This is a genomic window from Streptomyces sp. NPDC007896 (assembly GCF_042959425.1).
Taxonomy (GTDB): domain Bacteria; phylum Actinomycetota; class Actinomycetes; order Streptomycetales; family Streptomycetaceae; genus Streptomyces.
Window position 1 is genome coordinate 99,661 of record NZ_JBIBKX010000019.1, and the last position, 12,418, is coordinate 112,078.

The 12,418-nt window shown below is 71.2% G+C and carries 7 protein-coding genes and 3 pseudogenes; 8 read left to right on the forward strand and 2 right to left on the reverse strand.

Features of this window, described 5'->3' with window-relative positions:
• Window positions 1-23: 23 nt before the first annotated feature.
• The gene (locus ACFZDJ_RS43695; RefSeq protein WP_385370145.1) at window positions 24-368 is read left to right on the forward strand and encodes a GNAT family N-acetyltransferase; all 345 of its coding nucleotides are present in this window, start codon (window positions 24-26) and stop codon (window positions 366-368) included.
• A complete protein-coding gene (locus ACFZDJ_RS43700; RefSeq protein ID WP_390936873.1) occupies window positions 368-1,015 on the forward strand; it encodes an aspartate/glutamate racemase family protein in 648 nt (215 codons plus the stop codon). Before ACFZDJ_RS43695 ends, ACFZDJ_RS43700 begins: the two co-directional genes overlap by 1 nt.
• A 613-nt stretch (window positions 1,016-1,628) precedes the next feature.
• Here the strand turns inward: ACFZDJ_RS43700 and gndA are convergent.
• Window positions 1,629-3,068, reverse strand: a complete 1,440-nt coding sequence (gene gndA / locus ACFZDJ_RS43705) for an NADP-dependent phosphogluconate dehydrogenase (RefSeq protein ID WP_391067668.1) — start codon at window positions 3,066-3,068, stop codon at window positions 1,629-1,631.
• 282 nt (window positions 3,069-3,350) lie between these two features.
• On the opposite strand from gndA, the pseudogene ACFZDJ_RS43710 reads away from it, so the two are divergent.
• Window positions 3,351-4,020, forward strand: a pseudogene (locus ACFZDJ_RS43710) (transglycosylase family protein); the annotation flags it as partial.
• Window positions 4,021-4,181: 161 nt separating this feature from the next.
• Window positions 4,182-4,580: pseudogene (locus tag ACFZDJ_RS43715) on the forward strand (M23 family metallopeptidase); the annotation flags it as partial.
• On the opposite strand, the gene ACFZDJ_RS43720 reads toward ACFZDJ_RS43715, so the two are convergent.
• On the reverse strand, window positions 4,570-6,036 hold the full coding sequence (locus ACFZDJ_RS43720; protein WP_391067671.1) for a DMT family transporter: 1,467 nt from the start codon (window positions 6,034-6,036) through the stop codon (window positions 4,570-4,572). The pseudogene ACFZDJ_RS43715 and the gene ACFZDJ_RS43720 overlap by 11 nt on opposite strands.
• Window positions 6,037-6,264: 228 nt before the next feature.
• Here ACFZDJ_RS43720 and ACFZDJ_RS43725 point away from each other — a divergent pair, with 228 nt between their 5' ends.
• The 4 genes and pseudogenes from ACFZDJ_RS43725 (at window position 6,265) to ACFZDJ_RS43740 (ending at window position 12,373) form a co-directional block, all read left to right on the forward strand.
• A complete protein-coding gene (locus ACFZDJ_RS43725; RefSeq protein WP_391067674.1) occupies window positions 6,265-7,008 on the forward strand; it encodes a (2Fe-2S)-binding protein in 744 nt (247 codons plus the stop codon).
• Between the two features lie 81 nt (window positions 7,009-7,089).
• On the forward strand, window positions 7,090-8,241 hold the full coding sequence (gene glgA / locus ACFZDJ_RS43730; RefSeq protein WP_391067676.1) for a glycogen synthase: 1,152 nt from the start codon (window positions 7,090-7,092) through the stop codon (window positions 8,239-8,241).
• 81 nt (window positions 8,242-8,322) lie between these two features.
• Complete coding sequence (gene glgC, locus ACFZDJ_RS43735) at window positions 8,323-9,543, forward strand: glucose-1-phosphate adenylyltransferase (protein WP_212726265.1); 1,221 nt, start codon at window positions 8,323-8,325, stop codon at window positions 9,541-9,543.
• A 223-nt stretch (window positions 9,544-9,766) separates the two neighbouring features.
• Window positions 9,767-12,373, forward strand: a pseudogene (locus ACFZDJ_RS43740) (PA14 domain-containing protein).
• Window positions 12,374-12,418 lie beyond the last annotated feature (45 nt).

Sequence of the window (12,418 nt, forward strand, 5' to 3'; positions counted from 1 at the left end):
CCCGAGGACGCGAGGAGTTGCCCATGAGCGACATAGAGATCCGCGACGACCGTGCGGGCGGCCGCCTCGAGGCCTTCGCCGGGGACGAAGTCGTCGGCCACATCGAGTACTTCGTCCTCGAGGCCCCCGCGCGCGCCCTCGTCCCCGTGCACACCATCGTGGAACCCGAGCACGAGGGGAAGGGCATCGCGGGCTCCCTCGCCCGTGAGCTGTACGGCATCGCCGCGCGCGAGGGCGTCGTGGTCGCGCCCCTGTGCCCGTACGTCGTGAAGTGGGCGGCGCGCCACCCCGAGGAGGCTCCGGCGGCCGACCCGGAGCTGCTCGGGGCGGCCGTGGAGTGGCTCAAGACGCACCCCGGGCGCTTCTGATGAACCGATCGGGTCCCCTCGCCCTGCTGCACACCTCGCCCCTGCACATCCCCGTCTTCGACGCGCTGCGCGACGAGGACCACCACGGGCTGGAACTGCGGCACCTGGTGGACGAGGAACTGTTGGCCCGGGCCCGGAGCGAGGGCCCGGCCGCGGTGGCCGGCGAGGTGCGGGCGGCGCTCGACCGGGCGGTCGCCGACGGGGCGCGTGCCGTGCTGTGCACCTGCTCGACCATCGGCGCCGTCGCCGAGGAGGCAGGCGCCGGGGTACCCGTGCTCCGGGTGGACCGTCCGATGGCCGCCGCCGCGGTCGCCACGGGCCCCCGTGTAGTGGTCGTCGCGACGTCGGAGAGCACCTTGGGGCCGACGGTCGCCCTCGTCGAGGAGGAGGCCCGCGCCGCCGCGCGCTCCGTACAGGTTCGTACGCTGCTGGTCGACGGGGCCTGGGCCCGTTTCGAGGCGGGCGACACCGACGGGTACGTCCGCAGCGTGGCGGCGGCCGCCGACTCGGTCACCGACGCCGACGCGATCGTCCTCGCCCAGGCGTCCATGACCCCGGCCCAGCGGCTGACCACGACCGCGGTCCCCGTACTGTCCAGCCCCCGCCCGGGGCTCGCGGCCGGCGCGGACGCGGTGCGTCACGGGTAGACGCGGCATGGGCGGACGTGTCATGGCCGGACGTGCCATGGATGGACGCGCCACCGGTGGACCGGCCCGGTCCGTCTGGTCCAACTGGTCCGCACGCCTTGCGCGACGGGGTGACTGGGGGAGCGGTGGCCGGGTACGTGTGGGACAAGTCCAGGGCCGACGTATCGACTGGCTGGAGGACACCATGACGCATCCGAACCCCGATCCGGTGCAACCGGGTCCCACGCCCGGGCCGGGCCCCGACCGCCCGCAGCCCTTCCCGGAGCCCCACCCCTTCCCGGACCCGACCCCGGATCCGGGCCCTCACCCCGCACCGAAGCCCACCCCTCCGCCGTCCCCGGTGCCGAAGCCGCCGGGTCCCGAGCCGACCCCACCGGGCCCCGAGCCGACCCCGCCGATCCCGCCGGTCCCCGGCCCGGTGCCGCCGGGCCCCGAGCCGGTACCGAACCCCGAACCGGGACCCCCGCTCACGTGAACAGTTGAGCGAACGGGTGAACGTCGGAGGCCGTCACACCCCGGGTTCCGGGGATGTGACGGCCTCGGCGGCGCGGAATACCCGTACGCCCGGTACCCGTACGCCCGGTACCCGTACGCCCGGTACCCGTGCGTCCGCCTACGCCTCGACCTCCGACCGGTCGCCGCCCCACAGCGTGTGGAACGAGCCCTCCCGGTCGACGCGCCGATAGGTGTGCGCCCCGAAGAAGTCCCGCTGCCCCTGCGTCAGGGCGGCGGGCAGCCGCTCGGCGCGCAGCGCGTCGTAGTAGGCGAGCGCCGCGGAGAAACCGGGTGCGGGCACGCCCTGGCGGGTGGCGGCCACCAGGACCTCGCGCCAGTCGTCCTGTGCCGCCGCGATCTCCTGCGCGAACGTCTTGTCGGACAGCAGGCTCGGCAGGTCGGGCCGGGCGTCGTACGCGGAGCGGATCCGGTCCAGGAACGCCGCCCGGATGATGCAGCCACCGCGCCAGATCGCGGAGATGGCGCCGAGGTCGATGTCCCAGTCGTACTGGTCGCTGCCCGCGCTGATCTCGTGGAAGCCCTGCGTGTACGACACGATCTTCGAGGCGTACAGCGCCTGCTCCACCCGGTCCGCGAAGGCCGCCGCCTCGGACTCCCCGAGCGGCTTCGCCTTGGGGCCCGCGAGCTCCCGGGAGGCGTCGCGCAGATCGGCGTGCCCCGACAGCGAGCGGGCGAAGACCGCCTCCGCGATGCCGGACACCGGAACGCCCAGGTCCAGCGCGATCTGCACGGTCCAGCGGCCCGTGCCCTTCTGCTCCGCGCGGTCCTGGACCACGTCCACGAACGGCTTGCCCGTCGCCGCGTCCACGTGCGACAGGACCTCAGCCGTGATCTCGATCAGGTAGGAGTCGAGCCGGCCGGTGTTCCAGGTGCGGAAGATGTCGGCGATCTGCGCGGGGGAGTACCCGGCGACATCGCGCAGCAGCTGGTAGGCCTCGCCGATCAGCTGCATGTCGGCGTACTCGATGCCGTTGTGCACCATCTTCACGAAGTGCCCGGCGCCGTCGGGACCGCAGTGGGTCACGCAGGGAGAGCCGTCCGGTGCCTTCGCGGAGATCTTCTCCAGCATCGGACCGAGCGACGCGTACGACTCCTTCGAGCCGCCCGGCATGATGCTCGGCCCGTTCAGCGCGCCCTCCTCGCCGCCGGACACGCCCGTGCCGACGAAGTGGATGCCCTGGCCCCGCAGGTCGCGCTCCCGGCGCCGGGTGTCCTCGAAGTGCGCGTTGCCACCGTCGATGATCATGTCACCGGGCTCGAGAAGCGGGGCGAACTCCTGGATCACCGCGTCGGTCGGCTCACCGGCCTTCACCATGATCATCAGCCGTCGCGGCCGCTCCAGCGCCTCGACGAACTCCTTCGCGGTCTCCGTCGCCACGAAATCGCCCTCGTGGCCGAATTCCTCCAGCAGCGCGTGCGTCCGGGCCGAGGTCCTGTTGTGCACGGCGACCGTGTAGCCGTTGCGGGCGAAGTTACGGGCGAGATTGCGCCCCATGACCGCGAGACCCGTGACGCCGATCTGGGCTGAGTTGCTCATACGGTTGGCTCCTAAGAGATCCGGTAAGAGGTCTTTGAATTCGTCGGTATCAGTCGGTATCAGTCGGTATCGGTACTGCCGGTGATCCTGCCGTTCCTGTTCGTCAGTATTCCTCCGGCCATCCTGACGCGTCGGCGACGTGTACGCAGAAGAACGACCCGCTGCCTTCCCGGGCGAGGGAGCGGCGCCCGGGGCGCACAGCACGGCCGATTGCGCTCTTGTCATGGCCTGTTCGCAGCGCTTACTTTTGCCGCTCCTGACGCATGTCGAGGGGGCTCCCACATGGCCGTACGCGGCCGGCACCGCCGGTATCAGCCGAACAGGATCAACCGCGCCTCACTCACCGTCACGGCGGGCGGCGCCGGAATGGCACTCCCGCTGATCGGCACCGGCGTCGCACACGCGGCCGACGTGGACACCTGGAACAAGGTCGCCGCCTGCGAGTCCACCGACAACTGGAGCATCAACACCGGCAACGGCTACTACGGCGGACTGCAGTTCACCCAGTCCACCTGGGAGGCGTACGGAGGGCAGGTCTACGCCCCGCGCGCGGATCAGGCCACCAAGGACCAGCAGATCGCCATCGCCGAGAAGGTGCTCAAGGGCCAGGGGCCCGGTGCCTGGCCGGTCTGCTCGGTGCGCGCCGGTCTCACCCGGGGTGGGGACACCCCCGACATCACCCCGGCCGCCGAGCGGACCGGCACCAAGTCCGGCACCTCGCCCCAGACCACCAAGCGCTCCGTACGCGACGTGCAGCCGCAGACCACACCGCAGTCGCGGGCCGGCACCGCCGAGATGTACACGGTCGTCCACGGCGACACGCTCTCCGGCATCGCGGGATCCCGCCACGTCCAGGGCGGTTGGCAACGGCTGTACGACGCGAACCGCACCACCGTCGGCTCCGACCCGGACCTGATCCTCCCGGGCCAGCGGCTGAACCTGCGAGGCAAGGGCCAGACCCCGGCACACACCGAGAGCACTCCCTCGTCCGCGTCGAAGAAGCAGAAGACCCCCGACAAGCCGTCGACGCACACGACGTCCCCGCACAAGACGTCCCCTCACAAGACCTCCTCGCACAAGACGTCCTCGGACACCGCCAGGAAGACCGACACGCTCGTCGCCCCCGTGCACGCCGCGACCGGCACGCCCTACCACGCCGCCGGTGCCTCCTGGTCGAAGGGCTACCACACGGGCGTCGACTTCCCGGTGCCCACCGGCACCTCCGTGAAGGCGGTCGCCGCGGGCCAGGTCGTCAGCGCGGGCTGGGGCGGCTCGTTCGGCTACCAAGTGGTGATCCGGCACGCCGACGGCCGCTACACCCAGTACGCCCATCTGTCGGCGATCTCGGTGAAGGACGGGCAGAGCGTGGTGGGCGGACAGCGCATCGGCCGCTCCGGCTCCACAGGCAACAGCACGGGCCCGCATCTGCACTTCGAGGTGCGGACGGGGCCCGGTTTCGGCACGGACGTCGATCCGGTCGCCTACTTGAGGGAAGGCGGGGTCAGGATGTGACGCGCGTGCGGTGGTGGTGGTCCAGCAGAGGCGTCGCCACCACGTAGGGCCCGCACAGGGGGCCGAAATAGGCCAGCGCGGGCGGCGCGTCCTCCTCGGACGACTCGGGTGAGTCGGCCGAGTCGGGCGCGCTCTCCGCGGTCCTCACGATCGCCGGAGCCGGTACGAAGACGTCCTCGCCGCGGTCCACGCCGAGTCTGTTTCCGAGCCCCGCGCCGAAACCGTCTCCGAGCCCGGTGTCGTACGCCTCTCCGAGCCCCGCGCCGAGTCCGTTCCCGAGCCCGGTGTCGAACGCTTCCCCGAGCCCCGCGCCGAGTCCGCTTCCGAGCCCGGCGTCGAATCCGTTGGTGAGCCCGGCTCCGAGTCCGCTTCCGAGCCCCGCGTCGAATTTGTCTCCGAACTCGGCGTCGAACGCCTCCCCGAACCCCGCGCCAAACGTCTCCCCGAACCCCGCGCCGAACGCCTCTCCACGGCCCGTGGTCGGCGCGTCCTCGTGGCCCGGTCCCGCGGACTGCTTGGGCAGCGCCGCGAGCAACAGCGCCTCCAACGCGGAGTCCGGCGTGGCCGCTTGCGGCGCGGGCTCGATCTCCACGACGGCGGATGCGGCGACCTCCGCGGTGTTCCGGGCGCTGCCGATCTGCTCGGTCGTGAGCAGGATCAGACCGCCCGCCGCGACGACTCCGCAGGCCAGCGCGAGCACGGTGCCCGTCTCGCCGTAGCGGAAGGTCTCGCCGAACATCGTGATGCCGACAGCCGCCGCCACGACGGGGTTGACGACCGTCAGCGTGGCCAGCGGCGCCGCGAGACCGCCGCCCCGGTAGGAGGCCTGCGACAGCAGCATCCCGGCCGTCGCGAAGACACCTATGAGGGCGAGGCTCGGCAGGTCGTCGAGCGAGACCTGGTGCGACCAGTCCACCGCGACGGTCTTGGTGAACACCGAGGACATGCTGAAGGCTATGCCTGACCCCACCGCGAGCATCACGCTGCGCACGGCCGGGTGCCGGTGCGCGGCGCGACCCGCCACCATGAAGCCCGCCACCGCGCCGCCCGACACCACGGCCAGCACCGTGATCTGGGTGTCACTCAGGGACTGCGCATCCGCCGAGCCGACCAGGGCGAGCAGGACCGCGAGGCCGCCCGTGGCCATGATCGCGCCACGCCAGGCGGTCGCCCCGGCCTTGCGGCCGACGAAGACGGCCGCCATGGGGAGCGCGAACACGATGGTCAGCGCGCCCAGGGGCTGCACCAGGCTCAGCGGGCCGTAGGCGAGCGCCACCACGTGCAGCACCCCGCCGACGCCGCTCAGGGCGACCGCCGCCCACCAGCCGGGGCGGCGCAACGGAGCGTACGTCTGCTCGGGAGAGGTCAGCGCGACCTGCTCCTGGACGATCGCGCCGCCCGCGTACGCAACGGCTGAGACGAACGAGAGCAGGACGGACAGCGCGAGCGCGCTCATGAGTCCCTCCTCTGCGTGCGGCGGGGACGCTGTGCCCGGCGCGGCGATCGATCGGCCTTCATACCCACTACGATGCCTCGCGCATCCGTTCACGTCGTCGTACCTGAGCAGGCAATGAGTAGTACTGCCGATGGAGTACGACTCGCCCCATGTCCTCCCCTGGGTGGGCGACATGAGGGGGAGACCCTCCGGTGAGAACCCCTAGGGGGCTTGGTACTACTGCTGTTCGTGGACCTCGACCCTGAACTCGTGACGCTCGGCTCGCTCGGCGGCTTCTTCGTCCTACGCACCGGCGTGCCGCCGCGTGCCCCGCTGCCGACGCTCGCACAGGCGTACGCGTCTCCCCGAGACGATGATCCCAGAGATGTCTGGTCGGATCCTCTGAATTTTCGCGTCAGGAAGGTCGCGGCGAGTCTGCGGGCGCCCGAGGACCGGATCGCGGTCTCGGTGGCGCAGCAGGGCCTCGCGGCCCGTCTGTGGTCGGTCTCGCTCGGCGCCGCCGCGCTGTACGGGCGGCTGCCGGACCTCGATCCGGGGCTGCTGCGGTGGGATCCGGACGGCAGTGCTCCGGACGACCTGTGGCTGTCCGAGGTACGCGCACTGCCGGTGGCGGCGATCGGAGAGGTCGTACGGGACGGCCACCTCGCCCCGCTGGCGGCGGCTCTGCGCACCCGACACCGCATGTCGGAGGGCCTGTTGTGGGGGAACGCGGGCTCGGCGCTCGCGGGTGCCTGGCGCCAGCTGCACCGCTGGGCCGAGGCCAACGGCCGTACGGACGTGGCCGATCGGGCCCGCGCCCTCGCCGCCGACCTGTTCACGCATCCCGACCTGTCCGCGACCGTCGACCCCCGTACCCTCCGCCGCCGCACCTGCTGCCTCTACTACCGGCTCCCCGGCGGCGGCCTCTGCGGCGACTGCTGCTTCGACCGCCCGCCGGGCCGGACGCGGGGCGGGGCTCCGGGCCGCCGCTGAGAACCGCGGTCTTCCCCAAGCGTCCCTTCTGGGTGACCATGAAGGGCACCAGCCGGTATCCGGTACGACGGGGGGCTCTGCGTGCGAGTGGGACTGCTGACCCGGGAGTACCCGCCGGACGTGTACGGCGGCGCGGGCGTCCATGTCGAGTTCCTCGCCAGGGAGTTGCGGACCCTCACGGACCTGGACGTGCACTGCTGGGGCGAGGGCGCCGCGGGCGGCGTCGTACGCCACCGGTCCTGGTCCTCGCTCGACGGCGCCAACGACGCGCTGCGCACCTTCTCCGTGGACCTCGCCATGGCCGCCGCCCTCGAAGGCCGCGAACTCGTCCACTCGCACACCTGGTACGCCAACCTCGCCGGCCACTTCGGCAAGCTCCTGTACGGCATCCCGCACATCATGACCGCCCACTCCCTGGAGCCGCTGCGCCCCTGGAAGGCCGAGCAGCTCGGCGGTGGCTACGCCCTGTCCAGCTGGGCCGAGCGCACCGCCATCGAGGCCGCCGACGCCGTCATCGCCGTCTCCGGCGCCATGCGCGAGGACATCCTCACCTGCTACCCCGCCCTGGACCCGGCCACGGTGCGCGTCGTGCACAACGGCATCGACACCACCCTCTACCGGCCGGACCACGGCACGGACGTCCTGGAGCGCATCGGCATCGACACCGCGCGCCCCTATGTCCTGTTCGTCGGCCGCATCACCCGCCAGAAGGGCGTGCCCCACCTGCTGCGCGCGGTACGCGGCATCGATCCGGCCGTGCAGGTGGTGCTGTGCGCGGGCGCCCCCGACACTCCGGAGATCGACCGGGAGTTCCGTGATCTCTTCCAGGAGTTGAGTGCCACACGCCAGGGGCTGCACTGGATCCCGCAGATGCTGCCCCGCCCGGACGTCGTCCAACTCCTCACGCACGCGGCCGTCTTCGTCTGCCCCTCGGTGTACGAGCCGCTCGGCATCGTCAACCTGGAGGCGATGGCCTGTGGAACGGCCGTGGTGGCGTCGCGGGTCGGAGGGATACCCGAGGTGGTCGAGGACGGCGTGACGGGTGTCCTGGTGCCGGTCGAGGAGAACTTCGAGGCGGGTCTGGCGCTCGCCCTCGACTCCGTGCTCGCCGACCCCCGGGCCGCCCGGCGGATGGGCGAGGCCGGACGGGAGCGCGCGGTGCGGGAGTTCGGATGGGACGCGGTGGCCCGGCGGACCGTCCAGCTTTACGAGGAAGTCCTCAAACCGGGGTAACCATCGGACAGGTGTAGTTCAAGCGACGGAGCCGGCCCGGCACAGCGGGCGCGGCTCGACCGGGCTTAGAGGGGCGGCGGCATGCGGCGCGGTGGACCTTCGGTGCTGGGAATCGTACTTGCGGGTGGAGAGGGCAAACGGCTCATGCCCCTCACCGCGGACCGTGCGAAACCCGCGGTCACCTTCGGCGGGACGTACCGCCTGGTGGACTTCGTACTCTCCAATCTCGTCAACGCCGACATCCTGCGCATCTGCGTCCTGACGCAGTACAAGTCGCACTCCCTGGACCGTCATGTGACCACGACCTGGCGGATGTCGAGCCTGCTCGGCAACTACGTCACACCGGTCCCGGCCCAGCAGCGGCTCGGCCCGCGCTGGTACCTGGGCAGCGCGGACGCGATCCTGCAGTCCCTCAACCTCGTGCACGACGAACGGCCCGACTACATCGCGGTGTTCGGCGCCGACCACGTCTACCGCATGGACCCGCGGCAGATGCTCGCCCAGCACATCGAGGGCGGCGCGGGTGTGACCGTCGCCGGGATACGGGTGCCGCGCGCCGAGTCGTCCTCCTTCGGGGTCATCAGCCCCGGCTCCGACGGGCAGACCGTGGCGGGCTTCCTGGAGAAGCCCGCCGATCCACCGGGCCTGCCCGACGACCCCGAGTGCGTCTTCGCCTCGATGGGCAACTACATCTTCACCACCAAGGCCTTGGTGGAGGCGCTCCAGCGGGACGCCGAGGACGTGCACTCGGTGCACGACATGGGCGGATCGATTCTGCCGATGCTCACCGACCGCGGCGAGGCGCAGCTGTACGACTTCAGCGACAACCACGTGCCCGGCGAGACCACCCGCGACCAGGGCTACTGGCGTGACGTGGGCACCCTCGACGCCTACTACGACGCCCACATGGACCTGATCGCCGAACGCCCCGCCTTCAACCTCTACAACCGCAGCTGGCCCATCTACACCAGTTCCGGACAGCTTTCCCCGGCGCGATTCAACGCCGGGGGCATCGCGAGCGAGTCGATCGTCAGCGCGGGCTGTCTGATCCGGGGGCAGGTCACGCGGTCCGTGCTCTCGCCGGGTGTCGTGGTCGACCCGGGAGCCGTCGTCCAGGGCTCGATCCTGCACGACAACGTCCACATAGGGCGGGGTGCGGTGGTGCGCGGCGCGGTCCTCGACAAGAACGTCGAGGTGCCGCCGGGCGCGACGATCGGCGTCAACCCCGAGCGGGACGCGGATCTCTACACGGTCTCCAAGGGCGGGGTGATCGCGCTGGGGAAGGGCCGGATCGTGCCGTAGCCGCCGCCCGTGACCGATGACGGCCCCGGTGCGTCCGTGCTCACCGGGGCCTTGTCATGTCCCTGGACAGAAAGTGGAACCCCGTGTTGTCATGCCAACTGTCGTTGGTGACAACGTTGTTCCGTCTGAGCGAGAGCCGCGCCACCCGCCCCACGCCCCTCCCTGGCCTGTCCGGCAACCGTCCCCACCACCGTCTCCCACCCGTCCTCAAAGAGGAGGATCCGTGCGTTTCGGACGACTCAGAGACCGACTCGCGTTACTGCTCGCCGCGGCCCTCGGTGCCGCGGGACTCGCCTCCGTGCCCGCCGCGGCCGACGATCCCGTCGCGGTGCACGGACTGAAGGGCGACTACTACACCTAGTCCGCCCCCGGCGCCTTCGACTTCCACGAACTCAAGGCCACCGGCTTCGACCCGCAACTCGACTTCGGCGACCTGGAACCCCGGCTGCGCTTCGCCACGGGCCAGGACAACGATGTCAGCGTCCGCTGGACCGGCAAACTCGTACCGGAGAAGAGCGGACCCACCACCTTCTCGATCATCGGCGACAACGGCTTCCGTCTCTGGATCGACGGCAGGCCCGTCATCGACCACTGGGTGGACGACTGGGATCGCGAACAGACGTCCGAGCCCATCGACCTGACGGCGGGTCATGCCTATGACTTCAAGCTGGAGTACTTCGAGCACTACGGCGGCTCCAACCTCCATCTGCGCTGGACCGAACCCGGCGGCGCGAAGGTGACGATCCCGCAGTCGGCGTTCCGGCTGCCCGACGGCTACGACTACGACGGCGCCCTCGCGACCACCGTCCAGCCGGACGGCCGCACCCTCAGGCTCGACTTCGCAACGGAACTGTCCGCGCCCCCGGCTGCCGTCGTCGACCACCTCCAGGCCGTGATCGGCGGCGCCAAGTGGCCCTTGGCAGCGGTCGAGTTGGACCCTGCCGACCCCAGATCTCTCCTCGTCACGCTCAAGGAACCCGTCGTCGGCGACAAGACCGGCACCGCACGCGGCACCGCCGACCTGCGCTACGACGGCACGGGCGGCCTCGTCGCCGCCGGGGACGGCAAGGCGATCGGCGCCTTCTGGAGCAGCGGCCCCAACCGCTCCACGTACGAACTGCGCACGAAGTGGGCCGACGAGGTCGGGCCGGACAACGCCCTGCCGGAATACCCCCGCCCCCAGCTCACGCGTGACACCTGGCGCAACCTCAACGGGCGCTGGCAGTTCGCCGCCGCCACCGCGGGGGAGCAGCCCCCGGTCGGCAAGACACTCGGCGAGCACATCCTCGTCCCGTACCCCGTGGAGTCCCAGCTGTCCGGCGTCGAACGCCACGAGGACCGCATGTGGTACCGCCGCACCTTCACCGTCCCGGCCGACTGGCACATCGGCTCGGGCAAGCGGCTCCAGCTCAACTTCGGTGCCGTCGACTGGCAGTCCGAGGTGTACGTCAACGGGGTCAAGGTCGCCGAACACCGGGGCGGCTACGACAAGTTCGGCGCCGACGTCACCGACGCGCTGAGGCCCGGCCGCACCCAGGAACTGATCGTCGGCGTGTACGACCCGACCGACGCCGCGTCCGGTGAGAACCCGCCGCTCGGCAAGCAGCGCCTCGACCCCAGCGGGATCTGGTACACCCCGACCTCCGGCATCTGGCAGACGGTGTGGATGGAACCGGTCGCCCCGGACCACGTCGACTCGCTCAAGCTCACTCCGGACGTCGACGGCGGCCGGCTCACCGTGGAACCGAAGGGCGCGCGCGACGGGCTGCCGGTCACGGCGACGGCGTACGAGGCAGGGCGGAAGGTCGCCACCGTCACCGGCCGCACCGGACAGCCGCTGACCCTGAAGATCGCCCACCCGCGCCTCTGGTCGCCGGACGACCCCTTCCTCTACGACCTCAGGGTGAGCGTCGGGCGTGACCGCGTCGGCAGCTACTTCGGGATGCGCTCGATCTCCGTCGAGAAGGTCGACGGCACCCCGCGCACCGTCCTCAACGGCAAGCCCGTCTTCATGATGGCCACGCTCGACCAGGGGTTCTGGCCCGACGGCCTGTACACCGCGCCGACGGACGAGGCCCTCGCGTACGACCTGCGCATGCACAAGGAGATGGGCTTCAACGCGGTGCGCAAGCACATCAAGGTGGAGCCCGACCGCTGGTTCTACTGGGCGGACCGGCTCGGCCTGCTGGTCTGGCAGGACATGCCCGCCATGACCGCCGGGGTGAACCCGAGCGCCGCGGCCCGCACCGAGTACGAGCGCGAGATGAAACTGATGATCGACCAGCACATCAGCAGTCCGTCGGTCGTGATGTGGGTGACCTTCAACGAGGGCTGGGGCCAGTACGACGAGGGCCGCATCGCCGACCAGGCCAAGGCGTGGGATCCGACCCGGCTGGTCAACGGCATGTCGGGGCTGAACCTGGGGGCCGACGGCGGCACCGGCGACATCATGGACGAACACGGCTACCCGAGCCCCGCGTTGCCACCGGCCCCCGACGGCAGGCGCGCGCTCGTCAGCGGCGAGTACGGAGGCCTGGGACTCGCCGTACCCGGGCACGCCTGGTCGGTCCAGCAGTCGTATGTGGACGTGGACCCGTCGACGTACACCGACGACTACCTCGCCCGCCTCGCCGAGGTGCGGGCGCTCGCGTGCCGGGGGAGCAACGGCGCCGTCTACACCCAGATCTCGGACGTGGAGGGCGAGCTGAACGGGCTCCTCACCTATGACCGCAAGGTCGTGAAGCCGGACGTGGGGAGGTTGAGGGCGGCGCACGAGGCGCTGATCGCCGACGCGTCCCGGGCGACGCCCACGGGCTGCCCGGCAACCTGACGCTTCCGGTCCTTCGAGGCCCTCCGAGGTCCTCCGAGCGGCCCG

Bases quoted from the DNA above. Each gene is read 5' to 3' on its own strand.
- ACFZDJ_RS43695 (WP_385370145.1), top strand. From the start codon at position 24: ATGAGCGACATAGAGATCCGCGACGACCGTGCGGGCGGCCGCCTCGAG.
- ACFZDJ_RS43700 (WP_390936873.1), top strand. From the start codon at position 368: ATGAACCGATCGGGTCCCCTCGCCCTGCTGCACACCTCGCCCCTGCAC.
- gndA (WP_391067668.1), bottom strand. From the start codon at position 3,068: ATGAGCAACTCAGCCCAGATCGGCGTCACGGGTCTCGCGGTCATGGGG.
- ACFZDJ_RS43720 (WP_391067671.1), bottom strand. From the start codon at position 6,036: ATGAGCGCGCTCGCGCTGTCCGTCCTGCTCTCGTTCGTCTCAGCCGTT.
- glgC (WP_212726265.1), top strand. From the start codon at position 8,323: ATGCGGCGCGGTGGACCTTCGGTGCTGGGAATCGTACTTGCGGGTGGA.